The organism is Planctopirus hydrillae, from assembly GCF_001707835.1.
In the GTDB taxonomy this organism is placed as follows: domain Bacteria; phylum Planctomycetota; class Planctomycetia; order Planctomycetales; family Planctomycetaceae; genus Planctopirus; species Planctopirus hydrillae.
In genome coordinates this window covers 42,498-60,959 of sequence record NZ_LYDR01000063.1, presented here as the reverse complement: position 1 = coordinate 60,959, position 18,462 = coordinate 42,498, and the positions used below count along the sequence as shown (strand labels likewise).

The window sequence follows — 18,462 nt, the reverse complement described above, 5'->3', positions numbered from 1 at the left end:
CAAACTGGGAAGAGTTAAGTCTAGGAGAGGCTGGCGGAACTGAGGCTTTGGTCAGGATGGGGATGCCAATGACTTAGCCAGCATCTGCAACCCCTCGTCCATCGAGATTCGCGGAAAATAACCTAAGTCCCGTTGAATCTTCACTGGGGAATACCAATGGCTGGTCGAGAGCTGGCTGGCGACAAAACGGGTCATGGGTGGTTCGGAAGTTTTCCCGAGGAGTCGGTAAGTGGTCTCAAACAGTGCCCCCATTGATTTCGCCAGAACTGCCGGGATTGTTTTTGTGACGGGAGCGATCCCACGACAAGCGAGGATGGCATTGAGCAACTTCCATAACTCCCACGGTTCCTGATTGGTCACAAAGTAGGTTTGTCCACCGCCGACACCTCGATCCAGTGCACTCATCGCCAGCACGTGAGCATCGGCCGCGTTATCAACATAGACGGCATCGACCAGGTATTCACGATTTCCAATCCGGCGCAGTTTTCCCTTCTGGCCACGATCCAGTACTCGTGGAATCAAATGGGGATCTCCCGGACCCCAGATCAGATGTGGCCTGAGCGAAATCGTCTGCAAACTCTCATGATTGGCGTTCAAGACCCGTCGTTCCGCATCGGCTTTCGTGGCTGGGTAATGAGCCATATAGGAAGCGGGATAGGGATAGGATTCATCCACACCCACATGGTCTTTACCATCAAAGATCACACTGGGGGAACTGGTGAAAACGAGCTGCCTCACTTGTGCCTGTTTGCAGGTATCGATGACAGCCTGAGTCCCCTGCACATTCGTGCGAAAGTAATCGAGCCACGATCCCCATACGCCGGCTTTGGCTGCCACATGAAAGACAGTCTCACATCCTTCCATGGCTCGAGCAAGGACAGAAAGGTCGGTAATCGAGCCGCGATGGCACTCGATTCCTGCGTTGGCTAGCTCAGGGTAATCGCCACGTTGAATCGTGACGACCTGATGTCCCTCAGCCTGCAAACGACGGGCCAGCACGCCCCCCAGAAATCCACCGGCACCCGTTACAAGAACCCGGCGAGGACGAACCGAACCAATCGCATCTGTCATGTATTTTCAATCGGCCACAAAAGAGAGTCGAACAGGGATGAGGAAGTTTATCTCAATGCGATCACATGCTGGCTGAGCCGCTCGTAACCTGTCTCGGTGATGAGGTAGTTGTGCTCAATGCGAATCCCACCCACTCCAGGAACGTAGAGTCCCGGTTCGAGAGTGACCACATCACCAGCCAGCAGAGTATCCGTGCTGTCGCGAACCAGAACTGGTGGTTCGGGGTGTGCCAGACCAATTCCATGGCCGGCATGATGTCCGAAACGATCCTTCATGCCGGCTTCAATGATCGGAGCTTCAACGGCAGCGAAGACATCCTTGGCAGGTCGACCCGCTTTGAGTGTTTTTTCGCCCGCCTGCTGTGCGGCCATCACGACATCATAGAGCTTCTGCTGTTCCGGTGTGGGATCGGTCACGCAGATCGTATTGGTAAAATCGGATCGATAACCATCCAGACAAACCGAATAATCGAGAATGTACATATCTCCCGATTGGAGAGCATAATTTGTCGGCAAGCCCCCCGACTTGGGCGTTTCCCTGGTGGCTGCTCGGAAGTCGCCATAGACGAGCCCTGTGCGGCCCACAGCCGAAAGTGCTGCCTGTTGTACTCCCAGGTAGATTTCGAGTTCAGTTCGACCTGTCGCCACGAATTCACGGGCAAAGGCATGGCCAGCATCACCCGCTGCCATACATTGCTTCAGCAAGGCGATTTCATCCGCATCTTTTTGACGACGCAGCGAACGGATCGTTGTTCCCAGATCGACTGGGAACTTATCGGGCAGTCCATCCCCTGCTTCTCGTTTAATCGAGTGAGATTCGTGATCTAACCCCAGAACCTCGAAGGCACCCAAAGGCAGCCATTCCGCTTCGACAGCACCGACACGGCCATACAATCGATCTGCAACCTGCCTGGCCGCTTCCAGAAGTGCATGATCTCGGTTGATGACGGAATGCTGGTGGTCATACCACTTGATCATCACTTCGTCATCGACCACCGGCTCCATAGCTCTCGAACGAAGGGTGAAGTTGTCGCCCAGAAGAGTGGCCTTGCCCGATCGTTCCAGCAGGAGCCAGGCACGTTCACCCGCTGAAAAACTCAATGGGTTCACGAGAAAGTTCGAGAGGTATTGAACATGCCTCGGGTCGGCAATCAGAAGCCATTCAAACCGTGAAGGGATTGTATTCCAAAGCCGCTGTCTTCGCCCGAGAACACCATCTTTGGTCAGCATATTCATTTCCTGCAGGTGACATCCCAGTCAAAAACTGACCGGGGCTTTTCTCTGAGATTTCCAAAGGCATTTTCAAATGTGGCTGGGCAAGGTCTAGTGAATTCCCTGACTGGCCAGCCAGCGTTCGGCATCGAGTGCCGACATGCAACCTGTGCCCGCTGAGGTGATCGCCTGCCGATAGTAGCTGTCGGCGACATCACCAGCGGCAAACACACCTTCGACGGACGTTTCTGTGCGGAACGGCGTCTTATAGACAACGTAACCTTTGTCATCCGTTTCAATCTGTCCGGCAAGAAAGTCTGTATTGGGCGTATGGCCGATGGCGCAGAACATCCCCGCTGCCTCGAGTGTTCGCTCGGAGTCATCTTTAAGACTCTTCAGCCGCACACCAGTGACACCGCGCTGGTCATCCCCCAGAACCTCGGTGACGGCAGAACTCCATTCGACCTGAATCTTAGGATTCTCCAGCACACGGGCCGCCATGATTTTACTGGCACGGAATTCATCGCGACGATGAACAAGATGAACCTTCGACGCAAACTTGGAGAGGTAAGTCGCTTCTTCCATGGCACTATCACCACCGCCGACAACCACCAGTGGCTTGTTGCGGAAGCGAGGTAAAGCTCCATCGCAAACTGCGCAGGCCGAGACACCATGATTTTTAAAGCGATCTTCGCTGGGGAGGCCCAGATAGTTGGCTCGGGCACCAGTCGCAATGATCAGCGAATGGGCTTCAACCACCGTATCGTCGGAAGTTTTCAGAACGAATGGGCGTTTGGAAAGATCAGCGGAAACGATATCTGCCGTGATAATCCTCGTTCCAAAGTTCACTGCCTGGGCACGCATCAGTTCCATCAGTTCGGGCCCGGTCACACCGTGGCCTGAGTGGGGTGGCATGTACTGCCGACGTTCTTTGGGAAGTGCCGTCTCCAGAAATTGTGTGAGATTGGCTGCCGGAAAGCCGGCATAGTTTTCAACTTCAGTTGTGAGAGCGAGTTGACCCAGTGGCAGTGTTCCACGAATACGATTCTCATCGGAGATGGCGCCTTCGAAAACCAGGGGTTCAAGACTGGCTCGAGCCGCGTAAATTGCTGCTGACCATCCTGCCGGGCCGGAACCGATGATGACAACTCGTTCTGTCACAGCGCTACTCCACAGATCTCTTCGTCGAACTTCGTGCCAAATGACCATCTTTGCAAAGGGAACAATACAGGTGGCCGGCATTTCCATCAATGCATGGGAGTGAAATGCCCGGGAGCGATCACGCGGCTGAGTTCGCTTGGAAACCGTTGTCGATGGGGCGTGATTCTTAGCGGATCCAGCACGATAGCCCTCAATTGAGAAGGGCAACTCGAAAACATGCCGCTGCCCGACTTCCTGTTTTCCGAATCATGCTGATTCAGCCAATTGAATGTCATGGATCGCACATGAGGCTTGTCCAGTGAAATCACGGAAAGCGAGTTTTCAGCGGGGATGACGAGATAATTGAGACATCGGGTGGGATGAAGCCACCTGGCGGGATGAAATGGAGAAAGGGTGACCCACACTGAAAGTGCAGGTCACCCTTTCATAAGTAACGACAAGTGCGGGCCAACGCCTGTCGCGACTCATGCCGCATTACATAGGCACGTTCTATGCCAATCGTGAGTTTCTCGGGTAGGACCGAGTCATAGCACTTTCGAATGCTGAAATTGCGAGATCATCCATCAGTCCACCAGCCTGTGATCGATTATCGCACAGATGGCTGTTGCAAAATGATGCAGCGAAAATAAACACTCCGCACTCGCCGTTGTGCCAGAATATCGCATAAGAAGTGTTCATAAAAACACTTTTCATGCGATTTGTCACAAATTTTGATCATCTGTGCATGGATGGCTGTTGTCACCTTTTCATGGAGGGCAGATTGTCGTTCATCTAGGCCACTTGACGTGAGGCACACCATTTCCCGGGTTTGTCGAGCCGCCGTTTGCAGAGTGTCTGGAGACATTTTCAGAGTTTTCGGGGTGAACTTCCGTCTGTCGAAGTTGTCTCGCTGGGACTGGTTGGCCATCATCGACGGCAGCTCTCCATGCTCTGTTCACCCATGAGATTCAGAATTTCATCATGTCGCACCATCCACCGCTCCCGTCGTCCGGTCAGGCTGAAGGATCATTCACAGGCCCCAGGATGACGGTTCCCCGTTTTCAGGGAGCCAAAATTCGTGGCGAAAAACTGGCCATGGCGACAGCCTACGATTTCCTGATGGCAAAGGCATTTGATGAATCTGGTGTCGACTCTGTGCTGGTTGGTGATTCTTTAGGAATGGTTGTGCAAGGTCGGAGTTCGACGTTGCCTGTCACGATTGACCAGATGATCTATCACGGTGAGATCGTGGCTCGGGCCTGTCAGCGGGCGTTGGTGATCGTCGATTTGCCATTCATGAGTTATCAGGTGAATGGCGATCAGGCAGTGGCTAATGCAGGTCGCATCCTCAAAGAAACCGGAGCGGCAGCGGTCAAATTGGAAGGTGGTGCCTTGCAGGCTGAGACAATTCGCCGGATTGCTGATGCCGATATCCCCGTAATGGCCCATGTGGGGTTGAGACCGCAGGCAATGCATAAATTGGGCGGATTAGGACGGATTCAACGCAATGCCGACGTGATTCTGGCAGATGCGAAAGCGGCCGAAGAGGCGGGAGCTTTCGGGATTGTCCTCGAACTGATTCCTTCGGAAATTGCCGAACTCGTGACCAAATCTTTACGAATTCCAACCATCGGTATTGGTGCTGGCCCACACTGTGATGGCCAGGTTCTCGTGGGGCCCGATTTACTGGGGATCACGCCAGGTTTCTCCCCCAGATTTTTAAAGCGGTTCGCAGAAATTGATTCACAGATTCGCAGTGCTGCCCGCGCCTATGTACAGGAAGTTCATGCCGGCCAGTTTCCCGGGCCCGAGCATACGCATTCGTAACTACTTTGCCTGAGTCGAAATTTCCTGCTTGATGGGTTGGCGGCGAAGTCGCTCAGTCGCGACACAGAACATATCCCAAAGTGCCACCAGGGCAACTTTCCAGTTGATCTTTGACTGCCCGTGCTGACGGTCTTCAAAGAGAATGGGGACTTCGACCACTCGGGCACCTGCGCGAACCAGCCGGAAGAGGATCTCCTCCTGAAAGGCGTAGCCTCGGGAACGGACTTGATCGAGGCGCACTTGCCGCAATGTCTCCAACCGGTAGCAGCGGTATGCACCACTGGTGTCTCGAGCCCTCATACCCAGCAGTGTCCGCGAGTAGAGATTCACCAGAAAGCTCATCAGCCGGCGACTCCAGGGCCAGCCCTGGACTCCACCCCCAGGCACATAGCGGGAACCGATGACCACATCGGCGGTTTCCATCGCGGCAATCAACGATGGCAGGTAACGCGGGTGGTGGCTGAAATCGGCATCCATATTAATGAGAAAGTCGAAAGAGCTTTCACAGGCTTTCCGAAAGGAGGCGAGTTGTGCAGCACCCAGCCCTTCTTTGTTCAGCCTGAGAAACAACTCGATGTGCTGATCGAATTGAGACAGTTCTCGCACCACGTTGGCCGTGCCATCTGGTGAGTTGTCATCGACAACCATGATGTGCGCGGCAGGCAAGGCCTCCCGGATCATGGGGAGCAGCCTTTGGATGTTCTCCTTTTCGTTGTAAGTACAGATGGAGATCAGGATCTGTGCGTCGTGCACATTGCTCATGCGTCCCTGTCCAGAATCAGGTGGTGACTCAATAACACGACATCGATGAAAACATTCTCATCTGATGCCCAATGGCGAAAGTTGGACGTAATCTCGCCTGTTGTCGAGCCCCATGCAACTCAATTGGGTGGCAATGCTGCGAACGAATTTTGGGAAAGGTGTGAATCGACGAGCGATGACTGCAGCCGCCCCTTCGGAGTCAGGAATCATGGATTACGGACTGGGAGGTGGCAACATGGGGCCAGTGCTATTGACGGGTGGTTTGGGGTTTGTAGGGACTTGCTTTGAGGTTCCAGTTGTCGCTCCGCTCACACCTGGGAGTGGGGGGATGACGACTGGCATGTTGCCGGAACTGCCAGCCGCAGGAACTGTCGGCCTGGTGGTCGGCTCATCCTCAGGAAGGGGTGCTACGGGTGGAGGCGGCAAAGGCGATGGCTGCATGGGCAGCGAGTCCCCGCCCGCTTCCTGGGGGATCGCCGGAACTGGTGGCTGCTGATCAATGACGTTTCTTGATGGTAGAGGCGGTAAGTCACTCTGAGGGACTGGATCGGGACGAGCTGGATCAAACAGCGGTTCCCGAGGCAAGGTTCTCGGCGGCACTATGGGGTTATTCTGGGCACCACGTGGCTGAATGACGGTATAGCTCGAAGTGGGAGGATTGACCGGAGAGTGCCGAGGTGGTTGGGGCTGTGCCATGCCCTGCCCCAGCTGTCGTCCGGAAGGGTTTGATAATGGATTTGAGGGATTGAGTCCGGTAGGGTTTTGTCCAGGGATGGCAGGAAGTTGATCTTGTGCCTCGCCGGGGGCTGGCTGGGCGGCGGCCAACTGGCTGGCCAGAAGTGTTTCAAAATGAGGGCCGCGACCAGCCATCTGCAGGCCCGCCGTCAGAACTTCAACAGAACGCGGGTCGCGATCAAAATGTAGCAGCAGCCCCAGCAGAAACAGTCGGTCGGTATCTCGGATGTCACCGCGCACCCAGTCACTGACTCGATGAATGGTATTCAAGCGTGCGAGGTCGTGGTCTTCGCCAAAAAGCATGACCAGCGATTCGCCATCACGGGCAATTTCCGGATTCAGATACAAAGCCCGTTTGAAGTACGCGACAGCCGAAGTGAACTGACCCATGGCAGCCAGACATAATCCTGTGCGGAAATGGGCTTCACCCCGGTCATCTGCGAGGCTCACTGCTTTGCGGTACTCAGTAAATGCTTTCGCCCATTGCTGCTGGCGGAACCAGTGATCTCCCAGACTTTGCGCCTCCAGACTTTTGATTTTTGAGTCAGGACTGGAAGCTGCTACAGGGCGTTGAGCCGGATCAACCAGTGCGGCATCAATCCCGAATTGATCGACAATCGGGCCGCCGGGAATGTTCCCGGGCTGCATGTTTCCTTGAGCACCGATGATTCCCGCACCAATGGGTACACCACCGTTAATGCCAGGGAGCGGAGTGCCTGGCGAAGGGGAATTGATAATGCTGCCACCCAATGGACCAAGGCCATAGGTCCCCACATACCTGTTCTCGAAGCCGTTGGGCCCCAGCACGGGTGTGTAGACGCTGCCACCAATGGGTGGCCCCCAACCTGGCCCCGTCTGCGTGACACCCCAGGAATAACCACCAATCGGCCCAGCCATGCCGGGCGCAAAGGTACCCCAGGTGGAATAGTATGGCACTGCTCCGTAATTGCCCCAGCCGCCATAATAAGCGGGGAATAGCGGCAGGTTGTAAGTGATCATGCCACCGGAAGTGAATGTGCCACCCACCCAGCCCGGGCCTTGTGAACTGACCACACCCCAGCCGCCATACGATCGTCCGCGATATCCACCATAGCCAGAATTTCCACCATGGGGTGGATAGTAAGGTTGACCTTGCGGGAACGCAGAACTTGAGGTTCGGGGGGTGGGTTGATGCTGAGCGTCAGCTTCAGTGGGCAGGGAACAGATTCCGCCACCTGTGACGACCAGGCAGATCAAGGTTTTCAACGCGTTCGTTGTGAACTTAGACCAATCGACAGAACACCGGCTGGCTCGATCAATGAAGTGCGGAATGTTTGTGATTTTACTCAACAGCGAGAAATTGCTTAAAAGCCGATCGGAAGCGGCACCAATTGTGATCTGCCCTGGATCACTCTGGTTATGGGAAAGAGGCTGCTGTCTGGAAAGCATGGTTCAACCTCGAAAATAAGCCATCGAGATTTCTCTCTGGCGATCGGTCATCGTGCCAGAACCTGCTCAGAACTTTTGGGGAGCTCAGGGGACAGTGAGGTTCTCGCGTAAATCAAGTATCGCACTCCGCTGGTGAACTGTAAAGATGCTGCTGAAAAGTTAGCTCGAGCGACATTCTTGATGAATGTCGCCACCTGCAAGGGAGCTTTCTGGAAGAAGAGATTGCCTCACAGTCCGTAAAGTGAACTGGAAGATGTTATTGATCACTGACCGTTGATATGATCAAGCGAACTCAGGCTTCAGGGCGACCAGAGAGCTTTGGCAACATTTTCAATCGATCACTTCTAACGACGGGGCAGCAGATGCGAATGGATCAATCTCTCAATAAAACTCGGGCCATTTGGGCGATCGCGATGCTGGCCTGTGGCGTCGTGGCCATTTCACTCGGGAATGTTGCCAGCGCTCAGGGGGAACAACCTGTTGCCGCCAAGGCAGGTGAGAGTGTGGCACCGATTCGTGCTCTGCTGATTTCCGGTGGGTGCTGCCACGATTATCCAAGGCAAGGGATCATCATCTCGAAAGGGTTGGCACAGCGGGCACGGATTCAGGTCGATGTGGTCGAAGAAGGCGATGGCAAAAAGGACCATCAGGTATCGAAATACAACGAGGCGAACTGGGCCGATGGCTACGACGTGATCATCCACAACGAATGCTTCGGCGACGTGAAAGACGAAGCCTTCATTCGCAAGATCTTGAAGGCTCACATGGAAGGGAAGCCAGCGATTTTCATTCACTGCTCGATGCACAGTTATCGCAATGCGGGTGATATTGCCGATGGCTGGCGGGAACTGATTGGCGTCACCTCGCGCCGACATGAGAATGCCCGGCCTGAGAACGTCGTCAACATCATGCCTCAGCACCCCGTGATGCACGGCTTCCCTGAAAAGTGGACGACTCCGAATGGTGAACTCTACGTGATTGAAAAAGTGTGGCCTAACTGCACTCCGCTGGCGACTGCCTTTGGGCCTCAAACCAAGGCCGAGCATCCTGTGATCTGGGTGAACACTTTGGGGAAGACCAAGGTGTTTGGCACCACCCTGGGTCATCACAATGAGACAATGCTGAGCGAGGAGTGGTTGGGAGTCGTCACCCGGGGCGTCCTCTGGACAGTCGACAAACTGCAGGAAAATGGCCAGCCATTGCCAGGCTACGAAGGGAGCGGCATCGTACCGATTGAGCTTCCCGGACTGAAGCCAATCCCCGAAAAGTCTTTGCCAGCAACACGTTAAGGTTGGGAGATCGCAAACACTCAAGGCGTCGCCAACTATTGAGTATTTTCACGGCATTCAGCAATTCAGGTGTCAGAATTCTCAATTTGCAAGAGAGTTCTGGCACCTGCGTTTTTTGTAACTGCTGAAATGCAAAGTGTTTGCGCGTGCCTGAATTTTTTGTTGCTAAAGAGACTTGGGATTTGCATGGAGATGTGTTGATGTCTATACTTGATGATCTCGTCTTTTCTCTCACATCTTCAGGAAGATTCTATGAAGTCACTTCGCCGCGGATTTACTTTGATTGAACTGTTGGTGGTGATTGCCATTATCGCCATTCTGATCGCTTTGCTGCTGCCCGCCGTTCAGCAGGCACGCGAGGCCGCCCGCCGCACCCAGTGCCGGAACAATCTCAAGCAGTTGGGATTGGCACTGCACAACTATCACGACGTCTACAACATGTTTCCCAAAGGTGCCTACTGGCCTTCGACAGGGAGTGGCTGGCATGGACATTCGTGGGTCGTGTCGATTCTTCCTTATGTGGATCAGACGCCCCTCTTCAACACCTGGAACATGAACGTCACCTATGACAATGGTGCCAACGCCACCGCACGCAATTCGAAAATTGCAGCTTTTGTTTGCCCATCAGATCGTCCTTATGGTGGTGCTCAGCCAGGTAACAACTACGCAGGTTGCACCGGCTCAGCCTGGAACAACTGGAGCGGTATGAGTGCGACTGCTGTTGGAACGGTATCCAATGGGATTATCACTCAGGGGCGAGAAATGAACTTTCGTGACATTACGGATGGTTCATCGAACGTGGTCATTCTGGGTGAACTGTTAAAGGGTGATAATAATCAGAACGGCACATCGGATTCCGACATCGTCCGCAATCCGACAAGCCCTACATTCGTTGATAATAACTTTCCCACGGCAGCTGAACTTGCCACCGAAGGGGCGGTCCTCAATGGGCTTTCAACAACTGCCGAAGGTTCTTTGAGTGCTTGTGGCAGCGACTGGACCTCACCTTATCCTCACCAGACACTCTTTAACACAGCGGCAACCCCCAACTGGAAATTCCGTTCCGCAGCTTATGGTGGTGGCTTTGGATTGTGTGCTGACCGATCATCAATTGCTCCTGCCCGCAGTCGCCACACGGGCGGTGCACATGTCGCCATGGGAGATGGCACAGTTCGCTTTATCAGCGAGAACATTGATACCTTGTTGTGGCAGCGTGCCGGTGCTCGTGCTGATGGAAATCCATTAGGCGACTTCTAACTCGAGCTGTATATCACCAAACACCACTGCTGGATCTTCCTGCAGTGGTGTTTTTATTCCGCCCCGACGGTTGGGGATACTTTTGAAATAGTTGACTGTAAAGACTGGTGTTGCACAGTCATCAGGATTCTGCCATCAACTCAATCTCGATAGACCATGTAAAATTTCGCGGAGCTAACATGATGAAAAGTTATGCCACTTTCGCAGCGATTGTTCTTTCCATAGCTGCTGTTTCAGGGTGCAGCTCGGGGGAGCAGAAGTACGCCTCCGCTCAAAAAGCTAAAGAAACAACCTCACTGGATCGTGTTCGCGAGTGGCTGACGTTTTTCTCGAATTCAGGTCAGACAGATAGTGGTGTCAGCTTGATCCGCGAAGAACTTGGCAAAGTCTCGGTACCCGGCGTCGAAACAGCAGTCTTACAGAAGGAATTCGATGCCGCGACGAGTCATCCGAATCCAGCGACCCGCAAGAAACTTGCCGCTGAACTCCTCAAGAAGCTCCCGGCCCAATGAATGAATTGAGCAGCGGCAGCAATCCATACTTATGCTCGCATGATTGCCTGTGGTTGGCCAGGTAGCACTTTTCACGCTCAGTAAAGCAACTTGAAATGAGAGAGCCCTTACGAAAGTAGGGGCTCTCTCATTTCATGCCACATAAAACAAAGGCAGCATTTTCTCCAGTCACCCTCTCCACTCACCCTTGAGTCGTGCCTCGATGACGAAAAAGTAAAGCCGATCATTTCCGTTTGACTCTAATGAAATACCTCATCTCACAATCTAAGTGGTGTCAATATGCTGTGTTGGTATGTGTACCAGGGTTGTTGGTGTTTTCACTAAGCCCTTTCTGGGTAATGAGTTAATTCTCGAAAAATCACACATTCTTAAGTATTGGCAGGTGTTGATTTGTTGACTCTCTGTGACTAATCTCACCGATGACAGTGTGGGTCACGACATCGATCGAATGTCTGACTCAAAGCCTCTCTTCTGTCGATTCATTTCTGTCGTTCATGTCTTTTCACTCGTTCTGAGGAGCTTCGCATGAAAACGCATTGTGTCCGTCGTACTGGTTTTACGCTCATTGAGCTGCTGGTGGTGATAGCGATTATCGCCATTCTGATTGCACTGCTGCTGCCTGCGGTCCAACAGGCTCGCGAGGCGGCCCGGAGAACCCAGTGCCGCAACAACCTCAAGCAGTTTGGCCTGGCACTCCACAACTTCCATGACACCTACAACGTCTTCCCGACAGGGATGTCGGATGATGACAACCGCAGTTGGGGTTGGGGTGCCGCCATTCTCCCAGAGTTGGATCAGGCCCCGCTTTACAATCTGTTGTTTGCCGATACCCTTTACTTCTACCGGGTTCCTGTCAACAGCTCTGGTTATCTCCGGCATGCCAACATCGATGGAACACCAGCCAATAACGCCGCGGAAATCAACGGCAATGCCGCTGGTGGTGCTGCCAGAAACACACTGGCTGCTTTCGTGTGTCCCTCTGATGTCCTGCCAGCCAAAGATAATGATGGGTATGCCAAGTCCAACTATCTGGGCAACATCGGTGGTGAAATCAGCACCACCTGCGCCGATGGAAACTGGCGTGGGAACCGGCAGACGGGCATATTTTTAATGTCGAACAACAATGACGAAACATGGTTCACGAAGATGCGTGATGTCACGGATGGAACTTCGAATACAGCCATGCTGGGTGAAGTTTCCATTTCTGCCAACGTCTCCCCAACTAATACTGGAAACGGGAATTATCCTCTTTGGGCAGGCGGTAACAACAACGCTGGCTGCAATGGACGCAGCTCAATTGGTGGGCAGCTTCGAATCATGGATAACGTGCTTGATGCCACAACGGGCCAGGGTGTTTATCGAATCAATGGTGGTTCAGACCAAGGCTTTGGCAGCCGCCATACCGGTGGTGCTCACTTCCTGATGGGTGATGGGGCTGTCAAGTTCCTGAGCGAAAACATCGATCTGACGCTTTATCGCGGCATCGGCTCCAAGAACGGCGGCGAAACTCTGGGTGAGTTCTAAGCTGAACCACCATTCCAGGCCGTCAACTGAGTACCGGGATGTTTGTCTTTTGGCGCCTGTCGCGATCTTCGCGGCAGGCGTTTCCTTTACCTCTCCTTTACAGCGGAATTGCTCCATGACTCATCTGATTCGTCTCGCCCTCTGCACTCTCGTCCTCGGTGGATTCTCAACCACAATGCTCACCGGATGCGGTGGCGGTGGTACGCCGGTCGCTACTAAAACTGCAGAAGAGTCTGCCAAGATTCAGAAGGAAGCCGAAGAAGCGGCTGCCAAAGCCGCAGAAGCTCATGCCGCCGGCAAGAAGTAAATCTGAAGATCATCCCGCTCGCGAAAGTCTTTGAGTTCACCAGAAGTGTGCATTGTGCCGAATCGGCATGACTGCTAATCGAGGTGAATACGCTGGGAGTGTGCCGCGAGATTTTTGCTCCTTCTCCCGTTCTGACGGGAGAAGGCCGGGATGAGGGCGAGCTCGAGCGTTGTTGGCGAACAATTCACGAACGGATTCATCGCGGGATGCCTTTCATCACTGGCCAATAGCAGTCCATTGGCGCCCCTGCGAAAGCCTTGGTGACTGCTCCACATCGAACGGAAAAGCCCCTCACCCGGCACTCCGTGCCACCCTCTCCCACGCAGACGCGGGCGAGGGTTTGCTCCTTCTCCCGTTCTGACGGGAGAAGGCCGGGATGAGGGCGAGTTCGCACGTCTTTGGTATGTGATGAACAAGGGGCTCTATCGCAGTAGAGCCTCTGATAAAGTCTCACGCTGAAAACATCGTGGGATGAGCACTGCTGGCAAGCCAGCAGTGGCACACGGTGGAAGTGCAAGTGGCTGCTCCACATCGAACGGAAAAGCCCCTCACCCGGCACTCCGTGCCACCCTCTCCCACGAGGACGCGGGCGAGGGTTTTTTGCTCCTTCTCCCGTTCCGACGGGAGAAGGTTGGGATGAGGGCGAGCTCGCACGTCTTTGGTGTGTGATGAACAAGGGGCTCTAGCGCAGTCGAGCCTTTGATAAGGTCTCACGCTGAAAACATCGTGGGAGGCCCCGAACACGACCCGGATCAAACAGCGATCACTTGCTGGTGATTTACATCCACCAGCCTAGTCATTACTCACCAGTGTGTGCTCGGTTCTTGGGATTGGCTCGCCAATGATGGCCACCATCTGGTCATAATCGAGGGCTTCCGCTTTCACCAGTTCCAGTGAGAGTTTGTCGAGGGCTTCTCGATGATCGACCAGCATTTGGCGGGCTTTATTGGCGGCTTCGACCAGAATTCGCTGTACTTCCTGATCGATCAGATGAGCCGTCGCTTCGCTGTGTTCGCGAGGCTCTGACATTTCTTTTCCCAGGAAGGGATGTTCTTCGCCACTCCGAAAAGCAACCGGCCCAATGACGTCGCTCATCCCCCAATGGCTGACCATCCGCCTGGTGAGTTGAGTGGCCCGTTTGAGATCGTCTTCGGCCCCAGCCGAATACTCGTCGAAGACCAGCTTCTCTGCAGCACGACCACCCAGCATGAACACGAGCTGGGCGTGTATGCGCTTTTCACCAATATTGTAACGTTCTTCGTTGGGGAGGAGTTGAGTCACACCCAGAGCGCGACCACGCGGGATAATCGTCACTTTATGAACAGGATCCAGCTCAGGCTGGAACCATGCCAAAAGAGCGTGGCCGGCCTCATGATAAGCCGTCATTTCGCGTTCATGGGGCGATAAGACTTCTTCACGCTTTGCACCCATCAGCACGCGGTCGCGGGCGAGATCGAAATCACTTTTGGTGACTTTATCACGGCCATCACGAGCGGCTCCCAAAGCGGCTTCGTTGACGAGGTTCTTCAGTTCTGCGCCCGAAAAACCAATGGTCGAAGCAGCAATCGCAGCGAGGTCGACATCATCGGCTAAGGGGACCTTCCGGCAATGAACCTTCAGGATGGCTTCCCGTCCTGTTTTATTGGATCGATCCACCGAAATGTGGCGGTCAAAGCGACCAGGTCGCAAGAGTGCGGGATCGAGAACATCGGGACGGTTTGTCGCAGCGATGACAATGACAGCCTCTGTCTGATTAAAACCATCCATCTCACTCAGGATCTGATTGAGAGTCTGTTCCCGCTCGTCATGTCCACCACCCAGCCCTGCTCCACGAACACGACCGACGGCATCAATCTCGTCGATGAACAGAATGCAGGGACTGTTCTCCTTCGCATTGCGGAAAAGATCACGCACGCGGCTGGCACCGACACCCACAAACATCTGGATGAACTCAGAGCCATTGATGGAATAGAAAGGGACACCCGCTTCGCCAGCAGTGGCTCTTGCCAATAGAGTCTTGCCGGTTCCGGGTGGCCCCATCAGCAAAACACCTTTGGGGATTTGAGCACCCAGCTTTTGAAACTTCTGCGGACTTTTGAGGAACTCGACGATCTCTGCCAGTTCACCTTTGGCCTGTTCCATCGCGGCAACATCGGCGAAGGTTGTCATTTGTTCGCTGGCTTTGAATTTTTTGGCAGGGCTGCGAATGAAATTGCCCATCATCCCGCCGCCACCCATGGCGTCGGTGTTGCGACGCATCATGTAGTAAAAGACACCCAGAATCAGGAGTGGCCCGGAGAGCCACAGGAGTAACGTCATCCCGAGGCCTGGATCCTGAGGTTCAGCCGAGATTTTGACCCCTTTCTCGCGGAGCAATCGCAGCAGGTCGTCATCCTGCTTCAACGGGAGAATGGTATTGAAATTTGCTGGAATTACTTTATTGGGATCTTCGGGATCAACAGTTCCCTTTTCGTTTTTCCATGTCCCTGTGAGGAGTTCGCCGTGATAAGTCACTTTGGCGATCTTGCCCTCTTCGGCCTGCCGCCAGACAAAGATGTAGTCGACGCGCTTTCCTTGATTGGAAGGAGAAGCCTGCCACATCCAGACGAAGCCAATGGTGAGGATGAGAAACAGGATCACCCAGGAGGCGGGAAACGAAGACCGCTTGGGTTCATCATCAGTTTCCCGGTTGTTGGGAAGGCGGGGAGCAGGTGGGGGCGGGGAATCCTTCGGCAGCGGTGCCATGAGGCCTCTTTACTACGATCTTGGTGAACTTCCAATGTCCCATATGGTAGGCAGCCATCCAGATGATGACGACCCATTGCTGCTGCAATAACTGCAATGCCACAAGCATAATACGTCAGACATACTGAGGGCAAACCACATTGTCACCCCAGTGGCTGTGCCTCGATTGTCAGCCGTCGAATTTGATTCGATCAATCAAGACAGACGCACAGTCATACGAAAACTGACATGGAAACGAGAGAAAATCCCTTGAGAGTTACCATGTGACGACGAAATCGAATGGCATATCGCAGTTGATGGATGGAGTTTCGAACGAATCTTTTGGGCGAACTCGTTGGGAATCAATCCGCCCACCAGTAGCGGACAATGCAGTACAAGGCCTGGACTCCATCCTTCCAGCCGATCTTTTTGCCTTGCTCGTAAGTACGGCCCGAATAGCTGATCGACATCTCATAAACGCGCAGATTGCGGCGGGCGACTTTGGCAGTGATCTCGGGTTCAATACCAAAGCGATTCTGCTTGAGTGTGGGCCAGATCGAATCGAGGGCCTTTCTCGTGAAAACCTTGTAACAGGTTTCCATGTCGGTGAGATTGAGGTTTGTGAAACAGTTCGAAAGAGTGGTCAGTACAGTGTTCCCCAGGAAGTGCCAGTAATACAGCACTCGATGTTCCTGATCACCCAGAAACCGGCTGCCGAAAACCACATCGGCTTTGCCCTCGATAATGGGCCGAATCAACCTGAGGTACTCTGAAGGATCGTACTCGAGGTCGGCATCCTGAATGATGATGATCTGGCCCGTGGTTTTGGAAAAACCAGTTTTGACAGCAGCTCCTTTGCCCATATTCTTTTCGTGATAGGCAAAGACGAGTTTGTTGAATTCATCAGGCGGACTTTGGGCCAGTTCGGCTTCAAGTTCCTTCAGTTGATCTCGAGTGCCGTCTTTACTGCAATCGTCGATTAAGACGATTTCCTTGCGGATGGGAACAGCTTTCACCCGGTCGAGGAGAACCTTGAAAGAATCTTTCTCGTTGTAAATCGGGATCACGACACTCAGCAGGATGTCATCGGCAACGGCGTAGATGCCCAGTTGTCGACAGACGATATCACCCAGTTGGCGACGAACTTCCTCGAACCACTCTGGGCTGTAAGGTCTTTTCTCGACTTCCACTTCCGTCAGATTCATCCCGGGTTCTTCCCTTCTGCTCAGATCGCTGAACTTGCAAAATGACTGCAAAGCAATAGGCATGATCATGATCGGGAATGGTGCCGCTTGCCAGTGCGTAGTCCCCTTCCCTTAAAAAAAGTCTCTGACAAAATCATCTGAGACCGGCGAAATTGAACAGACTGTTTCACGGGATGAACATCACTCTGCTACCATGTCCCACCAGGCAAAACGTTGTTCGCTGCTGAGAAAACTTGAGTCTACTCCCAGGAGATCGGGTGAGTTATGGATGAAAAGACAATCCTGCTGATTGATGAAACCACCAATCGGCACGCGGCACCTGTTTGTCTCAATTCAACATTGGATGATGCCGGGCCCGCCTGGGGACAACCATGGTCATTGAGATTCGAAACATTAAAAACAGGGGTTTCCGCTGGCGTCGATGTTCTGTCTGTGCAACTCGGGGATGTCTCATTTGAAATTCTCCCCACCCGGGGCATGGGATTATGGAAAGGAACCGTTTCCGGGTTTCCACTCAAGTGGAATTCACCCGTTTCAAGGCCTGTTCACCCAGCGTATGTTCCCTTGCAGGATCGCGGAGGTTTGGGCTGGCTGCATGGATTTAACGAGCTTTTGTGTCGTTGTGGCATGGGGTTCAACGGGCCTCCCGGCAACGATGCTGGCAAAACCATTACCTTGCATGGGCGTGTGGCGAATCTCCCGGCGCATCATCTACGAGTGGAGATCTCTGCACCTAAGCAGCAGATTCAGGTGATCGGGGTTGTGGAAGAGCAGTCGATGTTCGGTGACTGTTTCCGGCTCGAAACGACGTACACATTTCGCTCGAATCTGTCGGGCATCGAGATTTTCGATCGGATGACGAATCTTGGCGGCCATAAGGCACCGCTTTCCATGCTTTACCACCTGAATATCGGCGAGCCGTTTTTGCAGCAGGGCTCGCAGGTTCATATCCCTTTTCGCACATTGGCACCGCGCGATGCACAGGCTGCGAGTGGAATTTCGACATGGCAAACTTACCTGCCTCCCACCACCGGCTATGCTGAGGAAGCCTATTTCTTTGACCCGATCGCCGACGAACAAGGTCAATCGCTCGCTGTGTTAGCTCCTCCTGAAGGCAACCAGGGGCCATTGGCTCTGGCGGTTAAGTTTGACAAGCACAGCCTTCCGTGGCTGACAGTTTGGAAAAACACCTGTGACGTTGCGACGGGGTATGTGACCGGAATTGAGCCGAGTGTAAACTTCCCGAACTTCCATAGTTTTGAGCGGGAGCAAGGCCGTTTACCCCTGCTCGCTCCCGGAGCCAGCTATGAGACAAGATTCGAGTTGGAAGTGTTTACGCAGCAGAGAGATGTGGATGCTGTTCTGTCCCGGGTTCATGAATTGCAGACGCTGATTCCGGGCGTGATTCATCACTTTCCCAAACCGGGTTGGTCGCCTTCGGCCGAAGTCTGAAAGCTGAAACGTTTGTCC

General features: G+C 53.6%; 14 protein-coding genes. 7 read left to right on the top strand and 7 right to left on the bottom strand.

Features of this window, described 5'->3' with window-relative positions; all coding sequences use genetic code 11:
* Window positions 1–51: 51 nt before the first annotated feature.
* The 3 genes from A6X21_RS07765 to A6X21_RS07755 form a co-directional block, all read right to left on the bottom strand.
* Entirely contained in the window at window positions 52–1,071 is a 1,020-nt protein-coding gene (locus tag A6X21_RS07765; protein ID WP_068847036.1) for an NAD-dependent epimerase/dehydratase family protein, read from the bottom strand.
* A 47-nt stretch (window positions 1,072–1,118) separates the two neighbouring features.
* Complete coding sequence (locus tag A6X21_RS07760) at window positions 1,119–2,300, bottom strand: M24 family metallopeptidase (protein ID WP_068847035.1); 1,182 nt, start codon at window positions 2,298–2,300, stop codon at window positions 1,119–1,121.
* Between the two features lie 93 nt (window positions 2,301–2,393).
* Window positions 2,394–3,443 (bottom strand): NAD(P)/FAD-dependent oxidoreductase, encoded by a 1,050-nt coding sequence (locus A6X21_RS07755; RefSeq protein WP_240490200.1) that lies wholly within the window; start codon window positions 3,441–3,443, stop codon window positions 2,394–2,396.
* Between the two features lie 960 nt (window positions 3,444–4,403).
* Between A6X21_RS07755 and panB the strand changes: the two genes are divergently transcribed.
* Window positions 4,404–5,249 carry a 3-methyl-2-oxobutanoate hydroxymethyltransferase gene (gene panB, locus A6X21_RS07740; protein ID WP_068847032.1) on the top strand — a complete coding sequence of 282 codons (846 nt, stop codon included), beginning with the start codon at window positions 4,404–4,406 and terminating at the stop codon, window positions 5,247–5,249.
* Here the strand turns inward: panB and A6X21_RS07735 are convergent, their stop codons facing one another.
* Both A6X21_RS07735 and A6X21_RS07730 read right to left on the bottom strand, forming a co-directional pair.
* The gene (locus tag A6X21_RS07735) at window positions 5,250–6,011 is read right to left on the bottom strand and encodes a polyprenol monophosphomannose synthase (RefSeq protein ID WP_068847031.1); all 762 of its coding nucleotides are present in this window, start codon (window positions 6,009–6,011) and stop codon (window positions 5,250–5,252) included.
* Window positions 6,012–6,224: 213 nt separating this feature from the next.
* Window positions 6,225–8,174: a tetratricopeptide repeat protein gene (locus A6X21_RS07730; RefSeq protein WP_068847030.1), complete on the bottom strand. Its 1,950-nt coding sequence runs from the start codon at window positions 8,172–8,174 to the stop codon at window positions 6,225–6,227.
* Between the two features lie 278 nt (window positions 8,175–8,452).
* Between A6X21_RS07730 and A6X21_RS07725 the strand changes: the two genes are divergently transcribed.
* The 5 genes from A6X21_RS07725 (at window position 8,453) to A6X21_RS07705 (ending at window position 13,063) form a co-directional block, all read left to right on the top strand.
* Window positions 8,453–9,463 (top strand): ThuA domain-containing protein, encoded by a 1,011-nt coding sequence (locus tag A6X21_RS07725; RefSeq protein WP_240490199.1) that lies wholly within the window; start codon window positions 8,453–8,455, stop codon window positions 9,461–9,463.
* 252 nt (window positions 9,464–9,715) lie between these two features.
* Window positions 9,716–10,720: a DUF1559 domain-containing protein gene (locus A6X21_RS07720; protein ID WP_068847428.1), complete on the top strand. Its 1,005-nt coding sequence runs from the start codon at window positions 9,716–9,718 to the stop codon at window positions 10,718–10,720.
* Window positions 10,721–10,899: 179 nt separating this feature from the next.
* Complete coding sequence (locus tag A6X21_RS07715; RefSeq protein WP_131818245.1) at window positions 10,900–11,232, top strand: hypothetical protein; 333 nt, start codon at window positions 10,900–10,902, stop codon at window positions 11,230–11,232.
* 525 nt (window positions 11,233–11,757) lie between these two features.
* Window positions 11,758–12,756 carry a DUF1559 domain-containing protein gene (locus A6X21_RS07710; protein ID WP_068847028.1) on the top strand — a complete coding sequence of 333 codons (999 nt, stop codon included), beginning with the start codon at window positions 11,758–11,760 and terminating at the stop codon, window positions 12,754–12,756.
* Between the two features lie 115 nt (window positions 12,757–12,871).
* Window positions 12,872–13,063 carry a hypothetical protein gene (locus A6X21_RS07705; RefSeq protein WP_068847027.1) on the top strand — a complete coding sequence of 64 codons (192 nt, stop codon included), beginning with the start codon at window positions 12,872–12,874 and terminating at the stop codon, window positions 13,061–13,063.
* Between the two features lie 792 nt (window positions 13,064–13,855).
* Here A6X21_RS07705 and ftsH read toward each other — a convergent pair.
* Both ftsH and A6X21_RS07690 read right to left on the bottom strand, forming a co-directional pair.
* Window positions 13,856–15,808, bottom strand: a complete 1,953-nt coding sequence (ftsH, locus tag A6X21_RS07695; RefSeq protein WP_068847025.1) for an ATP-dependent zinc metalloprotease FtsH — start codon at window positions 15,806–15,808, stop codon at window positions 13,856–13,858.
* Between the two features lie 341 nt (window positions 15,809–16,149).
* Window positions 16,150–16,992 carry a glycosyltransferase family 2 protein gene (locus A6X21_RS07690; RefSeq protein WP_068847024.1) on the bottom strand — a complete coding sequence of 281 codons (843 nt, stop codon included), beginning with the start codon at window positions 16,990–16,992 and terminating at the stop codon, window positions 16,150–16,152.
* 264 nt (window positions 16,993–17,256) lie between these two features.
* Here A6X21_RS07690 and A6X21_RS07685 point away from each other — a divergent pair, with 264 nt between their 5' ends.
* The gene (locus A6X21_RS07685) at window positions 17,257–18,444 is read left to right on the top strand and encodes an aldose 1-epimerase family protein (protein ID WP_068847023.1); all 1,188 of its coding nucleotides are present in this window, start codon (window positions 17,257–17,259) and stop codon (window positions 18,442–18,444) included.
* Window positions 18,445–18,462: the final 18 nt, after the last annotated feature.

Bases quoted from the DNA above. Each gene is read 5' to 3' on its own strand.
- A6X21_RS07765 (WP_068847036.1), bottom strand. From the start codon at position 1,071: ATGACAGATGCGATTGGTTCGGTTCGTCCTCGCCGGGTTCTTGTAACG.
- A6X21_RS07760 (WP_068847035.1), bottom strand. From the start codon at position 2,300: ATGCTGACCAAAGATGGTGTTCTCGGGCGAAGACAGCGGCTTTGGAAT.
- panB (WP_068847032.1), top strand. From the start codon at position 4,404: ATGTCGCACCATCCACCGCTCCCGTCGTCCGGTCAGGCTGAAGGATCA.
- A6X21_RS07735 (WP_068847031.1), bottom strand. From the start codon at position 6,011: ATGAGCAATGTGCACGACGCACAGATCCTGATCTCCATCTGTACTTAC.
- A6X21_RS07730 (WP_068847030.1), bottom strand. From the start codon at position 8,174: ATGCTTTCCAGACAGCAGCCTCTTTCCCATAACCAGAGTGATCCAGGG.
- A6X21_RS07725 (WP_240490199.1), top strand. From the start codon at position 8,453: ATGATCAAGCGAACTCAGGCTTCAGGGCGACCAGAGAGCTTTGGCAAC.
- A6X21_RS07720 (WP_068847428.1), top strand. From the start codon at position 9,716: ATGAAGTCACTTCGCCGCGGATTTACTTTGATTGAACTGTTGGTGGTG.
- A6X21_RS07715 (WP_131818245.1), top strand. From the start codon at position 10,900: ATGATGAAAAGTTATGCCACTTTCGCAGCGATTGTTCTTTCCATAGCT.
- A6X21_RS07710 (WP_068847028.1), top strand. From the start codon at position 11,758: ATGAAAACGCATTGTGTCCGTCGTACTGGTTTTACGCTCATTGAGCTG.
- A6X21_RS07705 (WP_068847027.1), top strand. From the start codon at position 12,872: ATGACTCATCTGATTCGTCTCGCCCTCTGCACTCTCGTCCTCGGTGGA.
- ftsH (WP_068847025.1), bottom strand. From the start codon at position 15,808: ATGGCACCGCTGCCGAAGGATTCCCCGCCCCCACCTGCTCCCCGCCTT.
- A6X21_RS07690 (WP_068847024.1), bottom strand. From the start codon at position 16,992: ATGAATCTGACGGAAGTGGAAGTCGAGAAAAGACCTTACAGCCCAGAG.
- A6X21_RS07685 (WP_068847023.1), top strand. From the start codon at position 17,257: ATGGATGAAAAGACAATCCTGCTGATTGATGAAACCACCAATCGGCAC.